The sequence below is a fragment of the Phaeobacter sp. CC-HEC084 genome (genome assembly GCF_059429255.1).
Genome location: NZ_JCAIJQ010000004.1, coordinates 235,584 through 252,933, shown reverse-complemented (window position 1 = coordinate 252,933; position 17,350 = coordinate 235,584). Strand labels below are relative to the sequence as shown.

The window sequence follows — 17,350 nt, the reverse complement described above, 5'->3', positions numbered from 1 at the left end:
GAGGGGTACCTTGCCAAGGCGCAGCCAGATGCATAGTTACGCAGGATTCTTTCAGACCGGCACAGGCCCGGCCGTGGCACAGGTATCACGATGAAACGTCCGACGCCCATGGGGGCGGGCAGCGGGCCGCTTAAGCGCCCGCAGGATCTGCCCGCGACTCTCTTTTCTTTTATCTGGGCGTATTCGCGCCGTCAGCAGCTGGTCTTGCTGGCGCTGACGGTCTTGACCTTTCCGTTTCTCTACGCCTCGCTGGAGCTGCCCAAGCGGATCATCAACGACGCCATCGGGGCCGAAACGCCTGTCATCATGGTCTGGGGCCAAGATATCGCTCAGGTGGAATACCTGCTGATCCTGTGCTTTGGCTTCCTTGCAGCGGTGGTGATCGGCGGCATGATGAAGATGCGGCTCAACACGCTGAAGGGGATCGTGGCCGAACGCCTGCTGCGGCGGCTGCGCTACACGCTGATCAACCGGATGCTGCGGTTCCCGAAACCCTATTTCCGCACCACCAGCCAGGGTGAGCTGGTGTCGATGATCACTTCCGAAAGCGAACCCATGGGCGGGTTGATGGGGGATGCGGTGGCGCAGCCGGTGTTCCAGCTGGGGCAGATGCTGACCATCGTGGCCTTCCTGTTCATGCAAAGTGTTTGGTTCGGGCTGGTCTCGATCGCGCTGATCCCGCTGCAGGCCTGGCTGATCCCGATGTTGCAGCGGCAGATCAACCTGTTGAACAAGGACCGCATCCAGGAGGTGCGGATGCTGGCCTCGGAAATCGGAGAAACCGCTGCCGGGATGAGCGATCTGCGCGCCAATGGCGGCTGGCGTTACCGGATGGCACAGGTGTCGGACCGGCTGGGGCGTCTGTTCGAGATCCGCCGCCGGATCTACACCAAAAAATACTTCATGAAGTTCCTCAACAACCTGATCGGCCATATGACACCCTTCGTGTTTTATTCGGCCGGCGGGGTGTTGGCGATCCGGGGCGATATCACGGTGGGCGCGTTGGTGGCGGCGCTGGCCGCTTACAAGGATCTGTCGGCCCCGTGGAAGGAACTGCTGACCTATTACAATCAGGTGCAGGACATGAGTCTGCGCTGGAAAATCATGCTGGAGCGGTTCGCGCCGCGCGGCATGATCGATGCCGAGCTGATCGAAGGCGAGCCGAGCGAGATCCCGCATCTGCGCGGCGATATCGAGTTGCGCAATGTCTCGGTGCGCGATGCCGACGGGACGGTGGTCCTGCAGGATATTTCGCTGACCATTCCGGCGGGCGCCCGCGTTGCGGTCAAAAGCACCAGTGACGCAGAGCGTGCGGCGTTCGGCCAGTTGCTGGTCCGTGAAACCTTGCCGTCGCAGGGCAGCATTCAGGTCTCGGGGCACCGGCTCGACAGCCTGCATCAGGGGGTGATCGCGGCCCGGATCGGCTATGCCTATTCGCATCCCTATCTGTTTTCGGGATCACTTGGCGACAACGTGCTGATGCCGCTGCGCAGCCGCCCGGGCAAGATCAGCCGGGATCAGGCCACCCTTCGCAAACAGGTCGAATCCAAGCGCGCAGGCAACAGTGGCGATCTTCTGGAGGCGGATTGGGTCAATCCCGAATTGGCAGGGCTGGGATCCGAAGGCGATGTGCGCGATTGGTGGTTCCAACTGATCGAGGCAATGGGCATCGACGAGCAGTTGTTCCAGCGCACCCTGCACGCGCGGTTCCAGGATGGCACCCACCCGGCGCTGGTGCAGCATATCATCCGCCTTCGCCCGCTGATCCGTGAACGGCTGGAGACCGAAGGTCTGGATGATGCCGTCCACCATTTCGACCCCGAACGGTTCAACCCTGCCATGCCACTGGCGGGCAACCTTTTGTTTGCGGCGCCGTCGCGCGACATCCCGGTCGAAGAATTGCTGGCACCGGACGGGCTGTTGCTGCGACTGGTACGCGAGCAAGGGCTGACCGGGGAAACCATGGGGATCGGTCTTGGCGTGGTGGAAACCCTGATCAAGACCTTTGGACGCGAAGATATCGATCACCCGCTGTTCCAGCGGCTTGGCCTTGAAGAAGATCTCTATCGCCGGATTTGCAGCGCTGCCGAACGCTATGCCGCGCAGGGGGCTGATGATCTGCCCGAGGCAGAGCAGGCGCTGCTGATGACAGTGCCGTTCCTTTTGACCGAAGAGCAGATCGGCAGCGGGCTACCGGCCGGGTTCAAGGAACGTATCCTGAAAATCCGCCAGAGTCATGCGGCGCAGTTGATCGCCCAGACCGGCGGCTTGTTCCGACCTCTGGATCGGAAATCCTACTTTCCGCGGCTGACGGTTCTTGAAAATGCTCTCTTCGGCAAGATCTCGCTGCGGGCTGGGGCGCGGGCAGCGCAGGTTGAATCGCTGGTGGCCGAGGTGCTGGATACCCACGGGCTGCGCAAACGGCTGGCGTTGATCCTTTACGATCTGCCAACCGGACTGGGCGGATCGCTGCTGGAGCCGGTGTTTCAGGAACGGGCCGCCTTTACCCGCGCCGCGATCAAACGGCCGGACATTCTGATCCTGGACAAGGTGCTGGCCAGCCACACGGCGGAAAACCGGCTGCGTACACGCGAAAAGCTGCGCGATCTGATGCCGCAGACCACGATGATCTTCATGGAAGACACCATTCAGCACCCGGAGCGCTACGATCTTTATGTCGAAATCCGCGATGGCCGGATCGACGGGGTCGAGCGGCGCCCACTGGGCAGCCCGGAAGGCGCCGCCGCGGCCGATTTCTCTGCCAAGTTCGATATCATCGCCGCAACCGAGCTGTTCTCGCAGCTGGATGCGCGCAACCAGCGTCTTCTGGCATTTTCGGCTGGCTGGCACGAGGTTCCGGCCGGGGAGATGGTTTTTTCCCACGGCGACAGCGGTGATGCAGTGTACCTGTGCCTGTCGGGCCGGGCCGATCTGACCTTCCCCGATGCGCCCGCCGGGGCGCCGCCGGTGACGGTGATCGAACCCGGGCGGCTGATCGGGGATCTGGCGGTGATTCTGGATCAGCCGCGGACCATGAACCTGCACGCCACCGAGGATTGCCGTTTCCTGCGCATCGGTGCTGCGGAATACCGCGCAGTGATCGAAAGCGATATCAACGTCGCGCTGCGCTTGTTAGAGACGGTGGCGGGTAATCTGGCAACTGCCCGGGACAAAATGGTGTCCATTGCCCACCAAACGGACGGTACGATCAGTGAAGACAGACCTCGGAAGGATGCGGATCCGAATGCTGAATAGACAGAATTATTCTGCCCATGAGGCGCTGGTGCGCAGCGCTCGCAGGAAACCGCAGCTGTGGCGGCTGGGGCTTGGGCTAGTTCTGATCTACCTCATCAGCTTTGCCCTGTCCTCGATAGTGCTGCCGCTGCTGGCGGCGCTGTTCCCCGGCGTCTGGCTGCAGGGGCTGCGCGATGGCAGCACGCCGGGGGCGATGCTGGTGCTTCTGGGCGGGTTCCTGTTCATCACCGTGGGCGTGGCGCTGTGCGCGCGGCTGCTGCAGGATCGGTCCTTCCTGTCGGTCGTGGGTCATCCGAGACCGCTGGTCCGGCAGTTCATCCGGGTTAGCTTGTACCTTCTGGCGCTGGGCATCGCCCTGTCGCTGCTGCCGCCCTATGACATGGGGGAACCGCTGCAGCCCAATCTGGAACCGGGGTTGTGGCTGTCGCTGTTGCCGGTGTCGCTGCTGGTGGTGCTGATCCAGACCAGTGCAGAGGAAATCGTCTTTCGTGGCTATATCCAGCAGGGGCTTGCGGCGCGCTTCAAAAGCCCGGCGGTCTGGATCCTTGGCCCGTCGGCTCTGTTCGCGCTGGGCCATTACCTGCCGGCCGAGGCCGGAGAGAATGCGCTGTTGATCACCCTCTGGGCCGGGGTGTTCGGCTGCATGATGGCGGACCTGACCGCGCGGGCGGGCACGCTGGGGCCTGCCATCGCGGTGCATTTCTTCAACAACGTCACTGCGCTTCTGGTCTTTGCCTCTCCCACCAGTCTGTATGGACTGTCGCTCTACCTGATGCCCTATGAAATGTCCGATGGCGCTGCGCTGCGCCCCTGGCTGGCGGTCGACTTTGCCATGATGCTGGTGACATGGCTCACGGCGCGGCTTGCGATACGCCGCTGATTGCATTTGTGCGCAATGAGTCTTATCTGAGGGGCCAAACAGCCCCTACAGAGGCACGATATGAACTGGATCACCAACTACGTCCGGCCGCGGATCAACTCGATCTTCTCGCGCCGCGAAGTCCCAGAGAACCTGTGGACCAAGTGCGATGAGTGCGGCACCATGCTGTTTCACCGCGAGTTGAAGGACAATCTGAACGTCTGCACCAACTGCGGCCATCACATGCACATCACCCCGCGGGACCGGTTCACGGCCCTGTTCGACGGCGGTGTGTTCAGCGAGGTCGAGGTGCCCGAGCCGCTGGCAGACCCGCTAAAGTTCCGCGACCAGAAGAAATACCCAGACCGCATGAAGGCGGCGCAGAAGAAAACCGGCGAAAAAGAGGCCATGCTGGTCGCCGCGGGTGAAATGGGCCGCACGCCCATCGTGGCGGTGGCGCAGGATTTCTCCTTCATGGGCGGCTCCATGGGCATGTATGTGGGCAATGCGATCATTGCCGCCGCCGAAGAGGCGGTGAAACTGCATCGGCCCCTTATCCTGTTCTCTGCCGCAGGCGGTGCCCGCATGCAGGAAGGCATCCTGTCGCTGATGCAGATGCCGCGCACCACCGTGGCGGTGCAGATGCTGAAAGAGGCAGGTCTGCCCTATATCGTCGTTCTGACCCACCCCACCACCGGTGGTGTGACCGCCTCTTATGCGATGCTGGGCGATGTGCAGATCTCCGAACCCAATGCGCTGATTTGTTTTGCAGGCCCCCGGGTGATCGAGCAGACCATCCGCGAAAAACTGCCCGAAGGGTTCCAGCGCGCGGAATACCTGCTTGATCACGGCATGTTGGACCGGGTGACCCCGCGCACCGAGCTGCGTGAGGAACTGATCACCATCGTCCGCATGCTGATGAGCATGCCACCGCAGGTGCACGGCGATCTGCCTGCGCCGGAACCGGTTGCCGAAGAGCTGCCCGCGCCAGAGGTCGAAAACGACGCGGGATCTGCCGCAGCCGCAGAGGCCGATAGCAAATAGCCCTGTCATAGAAAGAAGCGCCCGCGCTGGGCGCTTTGCCGCGCCCGTCTGCCTGATCCGGCGGGCGGGCTTTTTCATCAGATCCGGTTCGGGAGCCACCCATGACCAAAGCGAGTTCCGACGCCATCCTCGATCGCATGATGGCGCTGCATCCCAAGATCATCGACCTGACGCTGGACCGGGTCTGGCGGCTGCTGGCGGCGCTGGATAACCCGCAGGACAGGCTGCCGCCGGTGATCCATATCGCAGGCACCAATGGTAAGGGATCGACCCAGGCGATGATCCGTGCAGGCCTCGAAGGGGCCGGAAAATCGGTGCACGCCTATACCTCACCGCATCTGGCGCGGTTTCACGAACGGATCCGTCTGGCCGGGGAGCTGATCTCGGAGGCGCATCTGAGTGAGGTGCTCGACGAGTGCTATGCCAAGAATGGCGGTGAGAATATCACCTATTTCGAGATCACCACCTGCGCTGCGCTGCTGGCCTTTGCCCGCACGCCTGCGGATTACACGCTGCTCGAAGTCGGACTTGGCGGGCGGCTGGATGCCACCAACGTGATTGGAAAACCCGCCCTGTCGGTGATCACGCCGGTGTCGATCGATCACGAACAGTTTCTGGGCAATACCCTGGCCAAGATCGCAGGTGAAAAGGCCGGGATCATCAAGCGCGGGGTGCCCGTCGTCGTCGGTCCGCAGGAGGATGAGGCGATGGAGGTGATCGAGGATGTCGCCGCTCGCCTTGGCGCGCCGCTGATCGCCCACGGTCAGCACTGGCACGTCTACGAGGAACGCGGGCGGCTAATTTTTCAGGACGAAGCCGGGCTATTGGACCTGCCGATGCCCGCACTGATCGGTGCGCATCAGGTGCAGAATGCGGGGATGGCTCTGGCCGCCCTGCGCCATCTGGGCGCGGATGAGGTGGCTTGTGAGGCGGCGATGGCGCGGGCTGAATGGCCTGCCCGGATGCAGCGGCTGAAGACCGGTCCGCTGGTGGAGGCTGCCGCGGGCGCCGAACTCTGGCTGGACGGCGGGCATAACGCGGCGGCGGGTCATGCGCTGGCGGATGTTCTGGCGGGGCTGCCGAACCGGCCGACGCATCTGATCTGCGGCATGTTGAACACCAAGGACGTGACCGGCTACATGGCGCCGCTGGTGCCGCATGTGGAGAGCCTGACGGCGATTTCGATCCCCGGTGAGGCGGCGACGCTGAGCGCTGAGGAAACCGAGGCAGCGGCGCAATCCGTCGGCATCACCGCAACCCGGGCCGAAGATGCCCTGTCGGCGCTGCAGGCAATCATCGCCAAAGATCCCTCCGCGCGGGTTCTGATCTGCGGATCGCTCTATCTGGCGGGCCATATCCTGCGCGAAAACGGCTGAGGGATTAGGCAAAGGCGGGCAGGGGCGCTCCCGCCCGTCTTCGATCTTGCGATCTCATCCCGTTGGGCGTGGCGCCGCTTGCGCGGCGCGGGGCAGGCTCAGCCGTCCTGTCCCCAATCCTTGTCTTGCATTTCCCGCAGGCGCGAGGCGGTGCGCTCGAACTCGAAGGCACCGTCGCCTTCGACGTATAGATATTCCGGCTCGGCCGCGGCGGTGCAGATCAGCCGCACCTGCGCCTCGTAGAGCGCATCGATCAGGGTGACGAAACGCTTTGCCTCGTTGAAGTTGCTGCGGGACAGGCGCGGGATATCCTCGAGCACCAGCACCTTCACCTCTTCGGCGATGGCCAGATAGTCGCCCGGCCCCAGCATTTTGCCGCAAAGGTCATAAAAACTAGCCCGTGCCACGCCATTCCTGAAACCGGGCAGCAGGACCTCGCGGCCCTTCACCTCAAGCGTCAGGGGTTGGGCATCACCGCCCGACAGATCCTCCCAGATGGCGCGGAGCTGGGCGCGGGAGTCGGCATTCACAGGCGAGAAATAGACCGGTGAGCCCTTGAGACGGTCCTGCCGGTAATCGACCGGGCTGACCATTTCCCAGACCTGCATCTTTTCCTTGATCAGATCGATGAAGGGCAGGAAGAGCTGGCGGTTGAGGCCGTTTTTGTAAAGATCATCCGGCACCCGGTTCGAGGTGGTGACCACGGTGACGCCTGCCTCGAAGAGGGATTCAAACAGCCGCCCCACGATCATCGCATCGGTGATGTCGGTAATCTGCATCTCGTCAAAGGCCAGAAGGCGCACCGACTCGGCGACCTCCTTTGCCACCGGCGCGAGGGCATCCTGCACGCCGCTCTGGCGCGCCTCGTGCATCTTGGCGTGGATCTCCTGCATGAAGGCATGGAAGTGCACCCGCCGCGCCGGGATCTCGTCCAGACTATCGACAAAAAGATCCATCAACATGGATTTACCGCGCCCGACGCCGCCCCAGAGGTAGAGGCCTTTGACCTCTTCCCGAGTAGCCTTGCGGAAGAGGCCCCGTTTCACCGGCGGGGCCATCAGCCCTTCGGCAATACGGTCGAATTCCGGCAGAACAGCTTGCTGCGCCGGATCCGGGCGGATCTGGCCTGCTTCGCTGCGGGTCTGATAAAGCGCGCTAACCTGGGTCATGGGGTCAGCCATAGCGCGCGGCGCGGGGGATGGGAAGATACGGGATTGTAGCTCATGTGCAGTGCTCTGTGTTAAGAGGCAAATACAATCACGGCAAAAAGCTATTTGTTGAGAATTTGCAGGGAAGGCAATTCAGTTGGTGAAAGACCCCGGTGGCGATAAAGAAAAAGAATGGATTGATAGTAGTCTTTCCCCAGACGCACCAGCGGCGGTTGCCCTGGAAGCCACCGTCAACGAATTGTTGCCCTACGCGCGCAACATTGCAAAAAGAGTGGAGGCATTACCCGAAACCCTAGCGAAAACACAAGATGCCTTGGAGGCCCAGCGCAAAAACATATCGGAGTTGAATGCTGATTTGCGACAGACAAAAGGCGGGCAAGTAGTTCTTCAAGAGCAACTTGAAGAAATTGAAAAAACGCTAGCAACTGCCCAATCGCGTTTCGCGTCGAGCGCAGATGAACATCACAAGAAGCTTCTGAAAGATTTTGATGAGAAGTTATTGGCTGCGGAGTCCGCCTTCACGGAACAACAGGCCATCCGCGAACCTGTGAACTTATGGGGGCAGAAGTTTAAGGAACACGCGCAGGCGAAACGTTTAAACCTTCGTCTCTTCATCGCCGGTCTTGTAGGTGCCGCGGTGTTTGTATGCGCGCTGTTGTATGTCTTGGCCTTCGACGCCGAGTTCGTTGAAATTCTTCTGGCGCCCATCGGCTGTGATCCAACGGTCGGGGGCAGTTCCTGTGCTGGTTTCAGTCTAAAGGGCACGTTGTTGACGGCTGGCGTCTTGACGCTGTTCACTCTGCTTCTTTGGTTTGTGCGCCTGCAAATGAAGCTCTACCTCGCCGAAAGGCACCTGGCACTTGATGCGCGTGAGAGGCAAGCTTTCGCTCAGTCGTATCTGGGGCTCGTTCGGGAAGGCGATGTTTCCGAGGAAGCTAAGGAACAGCGGGCATTGGTCTATGCGGCGCTGTTTCGACCGGCCAGCGACGGCACTGTAAGGGATGAAGGCGGAGTTGATCCTTCTGTGGCGGCGGCAATCTCCAAAATTCTGATGAGATAGGTCTGCAGCACATTCTCACATCAATTTTCCTTATGTGACTGCGCAGATTTCTTGAATTGACCCCGGGGCCGCAATGCCTACCGTCGCAGCTCTGATTTGAAAGGACCCGGCATGAGCAGCGCAGCGGCACAGAAAACACCCTTGTTCACCCCCGTATTGATCGTGGGCTGCGTGATCATCATGGTCAGCTTTGCGGTGCGCGCCTCGTTCGGGGTGTTCCAGATCCCCATCGCCGAGGAGTTCGGCTGGCTGCGCTCGGAATTCTCGCTGGCGATCGCGATCCAGAACCTCGCCTGGGGGATTGGGCAGCCGATCTTTGGCGCTGTTGCGGAAAAGATCGGGGATCGAAAGGCCATCATCCTTGGCGCGCTGGTCTATGCAGCGGGGCTGGTGCTGAGTGCAGGCGCGGTGACGCCGTTCCAGATGCAGGCCTATGAATGGCTGGTGGGCTTTGGCATTGCGGGCACCGGCTTTGGCGTGGTTCTGGCTGTCGTGGGGCGGGCCAGCTCGGATGAAAACCGCTCAATGTCGCTGGCGATTGTCACGGCGGCAGGCTCTGCCGGGCAAATCTTTGGCGCGCCCTGGGCGGAATGGATGCTGTCCTTCCTGACGTGGCAGACCGTGTTCCTGATCTTTGCTGGCGTGGTGCTGGCGCTGATCCTGACGCTGCCGCTTATGCGCGCGCCGCAGATGGCGAGCAAATCTGAGCTTGAAGAGAGCATGGGCACCATCCTGATCAAGGCCTTCAAGGATCCGTCCTATACGCTGATCTTCCTCGGATTCTTTAGCTGTGGCTATCAGCTGGCGTTCGTGACCGCGCATTTCCCGGCCTTCGTGACCGAGATGTGCGGGCCGATCATGCCGGGCGGCGCGCTCTATAGCCTCGGGATCACTTCGACCTCGGCGCTGGGGGCGGTTGCGATCTCGCTGATCGGGGCGGCAAACGTCGGCGGCACCCTGCTGGCGGGATATCTGGGCAACCGCTACTCCAAGAAATACCTGCTGGCGGCGATCTATACCGGGCGGACCATCGCGGCGGCGGCCTTTATCATGGTGCCGATCACGCCGACGTCGGTGATCGTCTTCTCCATCGTCATGGGGTCCCTGTGGTTGGCGACGGTGCCGCTGACGTCGGGCCTTGTCGCGCATATTTACGGGCTGCGTTATATGGGCACGCTTTATGGGATCGTGTTCTTCAGTCACCAACTCGGCAGTTTCCTCGGCGTCTGGCTGGGCGGGCGGATGTATGACGCCTATGGCGATTACACCTTCGTGTGGTGGATCGGTGTCGCCGTCGGGGCCTTCAGCGCCATCGTGCACCTGCCGGTGCGGGAACGACCGCTGGGCAGCGTAGCGGCGTGAGGTGAATGGAAACCGTCCTTGGCGAACTGATCGACTGGCTGCAGAAGCGTTTGAAACGCCGACCAGTGGTCATGTGGTCATTGGTTGCGATCATTTTTGGGGTGAGCTGCTGGCTGACCTGGCTTGAATGGGCGAGGTAAACACCAGAACCTCGCCTCGCCATGTCATTTCGGTAGCTCGGATCTATGAGCTGTCCTCAAGAAAGCCTGCCACGTCCAGCTCAACGGTTGCGTTTGTCGACAAGTGTCCGAGGTCCATGTCTTCCAACATCAAGACCAGCGCATCACCTCCGCTAGATTGCTGACGGCGCTTTGCGTGAATGCCACCAACAAAGAGTGAAATGGCCTCGTTCTCAACTTTACACGTTACCACATAGCCCTTGTTTGGCGTCATTCTGTCGATCAGGTCTGGGGGAACGTTCTCAGGCCAGATCAAGAATTGATCTGTGTGCCCATTGTGACCTTCAAGAAAGACACTTTCCCTGACCTTTAACCGCACGTCAGCCCTTCGCGCGCCATTTGTCCAGAATGTGACGGCTGGTCATCAGGTCCAGATGGGCGCCGCCGCCGTTCTTGAACAGGGTGATCGCCTCCGGGTCATAGGCCGGGAAACTGTCGAGGGAATAGAAATCCGCCAGCACATCGCCGCGCTGGATGACGCCTTCGGCCAGCGGGATCTTGAACTCACCGATGTGATCCAGCGTGGTGTCGAAGCTGTCGCAATAGATGCGCGCGCGGCAAAGCGCCTCGTCATCGGTTTCGCGCATGTCGGGGCGGTAGGCACCGATCAGGTTCAGGTGCTGGCCGGGTTTCAGCCATGCGCCCTGAACCACGGGGGTCGATGACATGGTGGAGGTGACGATGATATCGGCCGAGCGCACGGCGGCTTCAAGATCGGCGGCAACCTCGATCTGCGGATAGCTAGCCTTCATCTCTTCGGCCTTGGACTGGGTGCGGTTCCAGACCCGGATCTGGGCGCGGGGGTAGGCGGCGCCAAAGGCCTCGACCAGCGATCCGGCGACGGTGCCCGCTCCGACGATCAGGATGTCGCGGCTGTCGGGGTTGGCCAGACGCATGGCGCCAAGCAGGCTGTCGCCTGCGGTCTTCCACTTGGTCACCAGGTGGAAATCCACCAGCGCGTCCAGGGTGCCGTCCTGATCGGAGTAAAGACAGACCGCGCCATTGACCATCGGCTTGCCCGCCTTGGGGTTGCCGGGAAAGATCGTCGCCGTCTTTACGGCCAGCCCCATGCCATCGATCCAGGCGGATCGGCTGAGCAGCGTGTCGGGATCACGGTAGAGGAAAGTATCGCCGATTTCCGCCTTGGGCAGATTATGCCCCTTGGCCAGCGCCTCGGTGAAGCCGACCCAGTCCAGCAGGGCCTCGCCCTCTTTGAAACCGATGGATGGAATGCTCATTTTGCCTCCTCTGGGGTCAACAGCCCCTCTGCCACCAGGCGTGCGGCCCAGGTGTCGGGTGTGGTGAATAGATGGGTATGCCAGCCGCGTTGCGCGGCGGCGTCAATGTTTTCGGGGCGGTCATCGGTGAACAGCAGGCGCTCCGGCGCAATGCCTGTGTCGCGTTCCAGATGCGCGTAGATCTCGGGCTCGGGCTTGATGGTGCGCAGATCGCCCGACACGAAGGCCTGATCGAATTCATCGAAAAACGGATAGGTCTGGCGCGCCACCGCAAAGGTGCCGACGCCGAAATTGGTCAGGGCAAACACTGGGATGTCGCGGGCCTGTAGCGCTCGCATCAGTCGCACCGAGTGCGGGATCTCGGGAGAAGCCATTTCGATCCAGCTGTCGTGCCAGTGGCGGATTTCCTCGGACCACTCCGGGTGACGCTCGGCCAGCCCGTAGACCGAAGCGCGGAAATCATCGCCGCGGTCCACGCCCAGATTCATCCCGTGAAGGTCTACCTCGGCGAACAGCCTCTTGCGGCGCTCGGGGCCAAGGCGGGCGTCAAAGAAGGCCTCGGGGTTCCATTCGATCAGCACGCGGCCAATGTCGAAAACGACGGCGTCGATGGGCATCTGCTGCTTCCTGTTCCGTTACATTACCCGGCCGAGCGTGGGCGCGGGCGGGCCACCGGGCGGCTGCGCCGGGTTTCCCGCCAGACTGAAACAAGGCCGGCGCCGATGATCAAGGCCGAACCGGCCCAGACCGGCAGATCGGGCCATTCATCGAACACCAGAACGCCCCAGAGCACGGCCATCGGCATGGCGATATACTCAAACGGCGCGGCCAGTCCTGCTTCGTTCAGCCGGTAGGCCTGGCTGACCAGATAGCCGCCAACGGATCCGGCCAGTCCGACCCCGATGAACAGCCACCAGTCCTGAGGCGCGGGCCAGACCCAGGCGCGCAGGATGTAGTCCACCGCCGCGTTTTCGCCGGTCGCAAACCGCCCGTCACCGGTGAAAAGGCCGACCAGCGCGCTGACCACAAGAAAGCCGAAGGTGGGGTAGAACGACAGGGTCGCCGCCTTGTCGGCGCCGCCCGCCCGGCGGGTAAGCACGTGCAGCGTGGCATAGCCGCAGGCGCCCAGGAATGGCAGGATCGCGGCGGCCTGGAAACTGCCTGGGCCGGGCCGCATGATGATCAGAATGCCAAGGAACCCCACAGCCACCGCGCCCCAGCGCCAGGGACCGACGCGTTCTTTCAGCACAACGACCGACAGGGCAGTCACGATCAAGGGCGTGGCAAAGGCGATGGCGACAGCCTCGGCGATGGGCATGATGGCCAGCCCGGTGAAAAAGCAGATGTTGGCAAACAGCACCGCGCAGCAGCGCATCAGGTGCAGTTTCGGCTGCCGGGTGCGCAGGATGTTAAATCCCCCTTCGAGGGGAATAATCACCGCCGCCAGCACCAACAGTGCCACCACAGAGCGGACCATGACCACCTGGTAAAGCGGGTAATCCCCGGACAGGAATTTGAAGATCACGTCGATGACGGAGAAACTGATGGCCGATCCGGCGGCGGCCAGAAGCCCCAGAACGCTGACTTTGATTTCCTGACTCATGGGCCCCCCTGCACGCTTGCCTGATCAGTGACGGAGTTGCCTCTCCGCCGCAAGGCTCTGGGTGAGACTTTGTTGCCGGAAAATTGTTTTCGTTCAGGACTGTTTGGCGGCCCGGATCTCGCGCTCCAAGGCATCCAGAAACCGCGAACGGTCCGCCTTGGTGAAGCCCTTGCCGCTGCCCCCCGCGCCAAGCGGGTTGGCGGCGCGCAGATCGGCCATCAGGTCGCGCATCGCAAGCTGCTGGCCGATGTTGGCCTCGGTGAAGCGTTCGCCATTGTGGCGCAGAACCCGGGCGCCGGTCTCGATGCATTTGGCGGCGAGAGGGATATCGCCGGTCACCACCACATCGCCCGGCCCGCAGCGCTCGGCGATCCACATATCGGCCACATCGGCGCCTTCGGAGACGATCACGGTTTCTACCAGCGGATTGGCCGAGGGGCGCAGGCCGCCATTGGAGACCACAAACATCTTCAGCCCGTGACGGGTGGCGACCCGCTCAGCCTCTGCCTTGACCGGGCAGGCGTCAGCATCGATGTAAAGCGCGCTCACTCTTTCGCCTTTTTAGGCTCTGATTTCTCGGGCGCTTTGGTCGGCTGCTTCACCTTGAACTCATCCGGGATGGGCATCCGGTTGAAGGCATCCAGACCCGCGATCTTGTAGGCTTCGGCGAGGGTCGGGTAGTTGAAGGTGTTCTGGACGAAGTATTCTACCGTGCCCTGAAGGTTCAGCACCGCCTGGGCAATGTGAATAAGCTCGGTCGCGCCTTCACCGACGATCTGAACTCCCAGCACCCGGCGGGTTTTGAGGGAGAAAAGCATCTTCAGCATGCCGTGTTCCAGACCCATGATATGCCCGCGCGAGGTTTCGCGGAACCGCGCGATTCCGACCTCATAGGGCACACCGCGCTCCTGCAACTCTTCCTCGGACATGCCGCAGGTGGAGATTTCCGGCACCGAGTAGATGCCATAGGGGAACCAAGGGCTTTCGGGGACGGTGGGCGTCTCCAGCGCGTGACAGGCGGCGACGCGGCCCTGCTGCAGGGATGTGGAGGCGAGCGAGGGGTGCCCGATCACATCGCCGGTGGCATACACATGCGGCACCGAGGTCTGGTAGGTCTTGCGCTCGACGCTGATGCGACCTCGGTGGTCGGTCTCCAGCCCCACGGCCTTGAGGTTAAGATTGTCGGTATTGCCCATGCGTCCGGCCGCGAACAGCAGCATTTCACCGCGCACATGGCGGCCATTGGCCATGCTGACCTCGATATGGCTGCCTTCGTCCTCAATCTTCTCGATGGCTGAGCCTAACCGCAGGTCGACACCGTTTTCGCGGATCTGATGGGTGAAATCCTCGATGATGGTGCGGTCGATGAAATCCAGGAAGGTCTCGCGCGGCTCGATCAGGGTCACACGCACATCAAGCGCCGAGAACATGGTGGCATATTCCACGCCGATGACCCCGGCGCCCACCACGATCAGCGAGCGCGGGATTTCCTCCATTTCCAGGAACTCGTCGCCATCGACCACGGTCTTGCCGTTGAAGGGCACGTCATCGGGGCGATAGGTGCGGGTGCCGGTGGCGATTAGAAACTTCTCGCCGGTGATCCGAGTGGTGTCGCCGGCCTCTGTCGCCACTTCAATCTCGTTTGGACCGGTAAAGCGCGCAAGCCCTGCCAGCCAGTCCACGTGGTTGCGGTTGAACTGGTGCTCCAGCACGTCCACCTCGTGGTCCAGCGTCATATGCAGGCGCGCCTTCAGGTCCTCGGCGTCGATCTGATCCTTCACCCGGTAGGCGCGGCCGTAGAAACTGCGCTCGCGCCAGCCGGTGAGGTTCAGCACCGTTTCTCGCAGGGTTTTCGACGGCACCGTGCCGGTGTGCACCGAAACGCCCCCCAGCCGGTCCTTGCGGTCGATGACCAGCACCCGCCGCTTGAGTTTCCCGGCCTGAATGGCGGCAGTCCGGCCCGAGGGGCCAGAGCCGATGATGACAAGATCGTAGTCGTACTGGCTCATGTGGTTCGGTCCTTTTGCGGATCAGTCCCGGTACAGCGCCTCAGCGTGAAACGAGACATGCTCTTCCATGAAGGTGGAGATGAAGAAATAGCTGTGATCATAGCCCGGTTGCAGCCGCAGCGTGGCCTGCTGGCGGCGTTCGGCGACAGCCTGTGCCAGGGCTTCGGGGCGCAGCAGCTCATAGAACTGGTCGGCGGTGCCGGTGTCGACCAGAACCGGCCCGTCAAAACCGGTACCGCGCATCATCAGGCTGGCGTCATGTTTCGCCCATGCCGCCTCATCCGCGCCCAGATAGGCGGTCAGCTGCTTGCGGCCCCAGTCGCTGGCGGTCGGGTTGCAGATCGGCGCAAAGGCCGAGACCGAGCGGAACCGTCCCGGCAGGTTCATCGCCAGCGTCAGCGCGCCATGGCCGCCCATTGAGTGGCCGGTGATCGCCTGCCGCTCCAGATCGACCGAGAAATTTGCGCCCAGAAAGGCGGGCAGTTCTTCGGCGATATAGTCCCACATCTGGTAATGCGGCGCCCAGGGATCCTGGGTGGCGTTCACGTAGAACCCCGCGCCCTTGCCCAGGTCGTAGTTTTCATCGTCAGCCACATCGTCGCCGCGCGGCGAGGTGTCGGGGAAAATAATGGCGATGCCCTGCTCGGCGCACCAGGCCTGCGCGCCCGCCTTGGTCATGGCGTTTTCATGGGTGCAGGTCAGCCCCGACAGGAACCACAGGAGCGGCACCGGACCATCCTTTGCCTCTTCCGGCAGGAAAAGGCCAAAGGTCATATCGCAGTTGGTGACCGTGCTCTTGTGCCGGTAGACGCCCTGCACGCCGCCAAAGCATTTGTTTTCCGATACGGTTTCCATGGTGAGGCTCCTTGCAAATGAGTGCCTATCAGCTACCCGCCGACGGGGGCCGGGTCCAGTGTTGCGGCGCCCTGTCGCAGCCTTTTTGCGTCAGAAGCTTTGCAAAAGACTGAATGCTGGCCGGTTGGTGGAGATTAAAGTCCAGACGCCCAGGCGATAGCCAGCGGTACGGTCAGGATCGACAGCGCGGTCGAAATCAGAATCGCCGCTGAAACCCGGTGCGGCGCGACGTTGTAATGCTGCGCCAGCATGTAGACATTGCCCGCCACCGGCAGCGAGGCTGCCGCGATGGCCACCGAGGCCGGAAAGTTGGCGACGGGCACCAGCCACAACACGCCAATGGCAACGCAGAGCGGATGCAGCACCAGCTTGGCAAAGCTGAGCCAGACGGCAACCTGCATGCGCTCGGCCGATTTCGAGGCCAGCGAGGCACCGATGGCAAAAAGCGCGCCGGGAGTGGCGGCGCCGCCGAGGATCGACAGGAAATCATTGACCGGCGCCGGGATCGGCTGCGCCGAGGCGGACCAGGCCAGCCCAGCGACGATGGCGACGATCATCGGGTTGCGTACCAATCCCATTGCGACCAGTTTCAGGGTGCGCGGCCCCAGACCTGATCCGCGCCCGGCATTGATCAGGATGACGATGAGCGAGGAGAACACCACCAGATCGACGCTCAGCACCACCATCATCGGCCCGATCGAGGCTTCGCCAAACAGGATCGCCATCATCGGCAGGCCAAGGAAGCCGACGTTGCCGATGGCGGCGCATTGCGCCTCGACCGCTGCGGTGGGTACGTCCAACCCCCTGAGGGCCGCCACCGCCGTGGCGATAAGGTAGACCGCGACGGTGCCTGCCAGATAGCCGAGGATCAGGTTGGGATCGAAGACCTCGACAAAGGACAGGTTGGCGGCAAAGCGGAAAATCATCGCCGAAAGTGGGAAGAAGAAGACAAATTTCGTCAGATAGGCCGTGGCTTCTTCGGTGAAGAACCGCGTGCGCCCGGCCCAGTAGCCAAGGCCGATGATCGCAAAGAAGGGCAGGGTTCTGAAGAATATGTCAGCCATCGCTGAACTGGTAACCTGATTTTACCAAAACGAAAAGCCTGATTGCGCTCGTGGGGGACCTGATTGGGCAGGCGGGAGGAAGAGATGAGTGCGCCCCTCCCGCCCGTTGCCTCTGCATGAAACATGCCGGGCGCCCGTTGGGCCGCGCCGCGCCGGTGCGCGGCAGGGACATGCTTTGGCTGCGGTTTTTCCTGCTTCGGCCTGTGCACCGGTGGTGATGGTGCGCAACCCGCCGCGCGTCGGCGCGGCGTTACGCCCAACGGGAGGGGGCAGGCCT

Annotated in this window: 15 protein-coding genes; 6 read left to right on the top strand and 9 right to left on the bottom strand. The window is 62.1% G+C overall.

All coding sequences use genetic code 11. The features are described 5' to 3' along the window. Positions 1-90: 90 nt before the first annotated feature. The 4 genes from AC5SSZ_RS15185 to AC5SSZ_RS15170 all read left to right on the top strand — a co-directional run bounded on the left by AC5SSZ_RS15185 (position 91) and on the right by AC5SSZ_RS15170 (position 6,534). Positions 91-3,255, top strand: coding sequence for an ABC transporter transmembrane domain-containing protein (locus tag AC5SSZ_RS15185; protein WP_495438612.1), 3,165 nt, complete (start codon positions 91-93; stop codon positions 3,253-3,255). Continuing rightward, on the top strand, positions 3,245-4,135 hold the full coding sequence (locus AC5SSZ_RS15180; protein WP_065271644.1) for a CPBP family intramembrane glutamic endopeptidase: 891 nt from the start codon (positions 3,245-3,247) through the stop codon (positions 4,133-4,135). The genes AC5SSZ_RS15185 and AC5SSZ_RS15180 overlap by 11 nt, the downstream gene beginning before the upstream one ends. A 60-nt stretch (positions 4,136-4,195) precedes the next feature. Next, the gene (gene accD / locus AC5SSZ_RS15175) at positions 4,196-5,158 is read left to right on the top strand and encodes an acetyl-CoA carboxylase, carboxyltransferase subunit beta (protein ID WP_065271643.1); all 963 of its coding nucleotides are present in this window, start codon (positions 4,196-4,198) and stop codon (positions 5,156-5,158) included. A gap of 101 nt (positions 5,159-5,259) precedes the next feature. Then, a complete protein-coding gene (locus AC5SSZ_RS15170) occupies positions 5,260-6,534 on the top strand; it encodes a bifunctional folylpolyglutamate synthase/dihydrofolate synthase (protein WP_495438611.1) in 1,275 nt (424 codons plus the stop codon). Positions 6,535-6,632: 98 nt separating this feature from the next. On the opposite strand, the gene zapE is transcribed toward AC5SSZ_RS15170, so the two are convergent. Then, positions 6,633-7,703 (bottom strand): cell division protein ZapE, encoded by a 1,071-nt coding sequence (gene zapE, locus AC5SSZ_RS15165; RefSeq protein ID WP_495438610.1) that lies wholly within the window; start codon positions 7,701-7,703, stop codon positions 6,633-6,635. Between the two features lie 139 nt (positions 7,704-7,842). Here zapE and AC5SSZ_RS15160 point away from each other — a divergent pair, with 139 nt between their 5' ends. After that, positions 7,843-8,763: a DUF6161 domain-containing protein gene (locus AC5SSZ_RS15160; RefSeq protein WP_495438837.1), complete on the top strand. Its 921-nt coding sequence runs from the start codon at positions 7,843-7,845 to the stop codon at positions 8,761-8,763. Positions 8,764-8,874: 111 nt separating this feature from the next. After that, positions 8,875-10,125, top strand: a complete 1,251-nt coding sequence (locus AC5SSZ_RS15155; RefSeq protein WP_274830375.1) for an MFS transporter — start codon at positions 8,875-8,877, stop codon at positions 10,123-10,125. 183 nt (positions 10,126-10,308) lie between these two features. Here the strand turns inward: AC5SSZ_RS15155 and AC5SSZ_RS15150 are convergent, their stop codons facing one another. The 8 genes from AC5SSZ_RS15150 to AC5SSZ_RS15115 form a co-directional block, all read right to left on the bottom strand. Continuing rightward, positions 10,309-10,560: a hypothetical protein gene (locus tag AC5SSZ_RS15150; protein WP_495438608.1), complete on the bottom strand. Its 252-nt coding sequence runs from the start codon at positions 10,558-10,560 to the stop codon at positions 10,309-10,311. Positions 10,561-10,624: 64 nt separating this feature from the next. After that, the gene (locus tag AC5SSZ_RS15145) at positions 10,625-11,542 is read right to left on the bottom strand and encodes an ornithine cyclodeaminase family protein (RefSeq protein ID WP_495438606.1); all 918 of its coding nucleotides are present in this window, start codon (positions 11,540-11,542) and stop codon (positions 10,625-10,627) included. Continuing rightward, complete coding sequence (locus AC5SSZ_RS15140; protein ID WP_495438605.1) at positions 11,539-12,159, bottom strand: HAD family hydrolase; 621 nt, start codon at positions 12,157-12,159, stop codon at positions 11,539-11,541. Before AC5SSZ_RS15140 ends, AC5SSZ_RS15145 begins: the two co-directional genes overlap by 4 nt. Positions 12,160-12,182: 23 nt before the next feature. Then, positions 12,183-13,145 (bottom strand): DMT family transporter, encoded by a 963-nt coding sequence (locus AC5SSZ_RS15135; protein ID WP_274868356.1) that lies wholly within the window; start codon positions 13,143-13,145, stop codon positions 12,183-12,185. Positions 13,146-13,238: 93 nt separating this feature from the next. Further along, the gene (locus AC5SSZ_RS15130; RefSeq protein ID WP_274833278.1) at positions 13,239-13,694 is read right to left on the bottom strand and encodes a YaiI/YqxD family protein; all 456 of its coding nucleotides are present in this window, start codon (positions 13,692-13,694) and stop codon (positions 13,239-13,241) included. Continuing rightward, positions 13,691-15,154, bottom strand: a complete 1,464-nt coding sequence (gene sthA / locus AC5SSZ_RS15125) for a Si-specific NAD(P)(+) transhydrogenase (protein WP_065271634.1) — start codon at positions 15,152-15,154, stop codon at positions 13,691-13,693. The genes AC5SSZ_RS15130 and sthA overlap by 4 nt, the downstream gene beginning before the upstream one ends. Positions 15,155-15,175: 21 nt before the next feature. Beyond that, the gene (gene fghA / locus AC5SSZ_RS15120) at positions 15,176-16,009 is read right to left on the bottom strand and encodes an S-formylglutathione hydrolase (protein WP_495438603.1); all 834 of its coding nucleotides are present in this window, start codon (positions 16,007-16,009) and stop codon (positions 15,176-15,178) included. A 134-nt stretch (positions 16,010-16,143) separates the two neighbouring features. Further along, on the bottom strand, positions 16,144-17,073 hold the full coding sequence (locus tag AC5SSZ_RS15115) for an AEC family transporter (protein WP_495438601.1): 930 nt from the start codon (positions 17,071-17,073) through the stop codon (positions 16,144-16,146). Positions 17,074-17,350: the final 277 nt, after the last annotated feature.